Origin of the sequence: Rhizobium ecuadorense (assembly GCF_001187535.1) — a bacterium.
GTDB classification, from domain to species: domain Bacteria; phylum Pseudomonadota; class Alphaproteobacteria; order Rhizobiales; family Rhizobiaceae; genus Rhizobium; species Rhizobium ecuadorense.
The window spans coordinates 1-207 of sequence record NZ_LFIO01000011.1; the positions used below are offsets into that span (position 1 = coordinate 1).

A 207-nucleotide genomic window follows, 5' to 3' on the forward strand; every position below is an offset into this window, starting at 1 on the left:
CCACATGGCGTCCTCGACGCCGACGCCCTCCCGGCGCAACGCGGCACGGGTCCAGGTATTTCCGGAATCGCGCCAGCCGGTCACGCCGATGTTCTTGCCGGCCAGATCGGACAGCTTGCGGATCGGACTATCCTTGGTGGTGATAATGCAGCGATGGCGGAAGCCGCGCATGATGAAGTTCGGCATGCCGACGATCCGGTCATCACC

General features: G+C 64.3%; 1 protein-coding gene. It reads right to left on the reverse strand.

From position 1 onward, the window contains the following. A partial coding sequence (locus tag AF337_RS00035; protein ID WP_160320223.1) for an ABC transporter substrate-binding protein occupies positions 1-207 on the reverse strand: 207 nt, incomplete at both ends.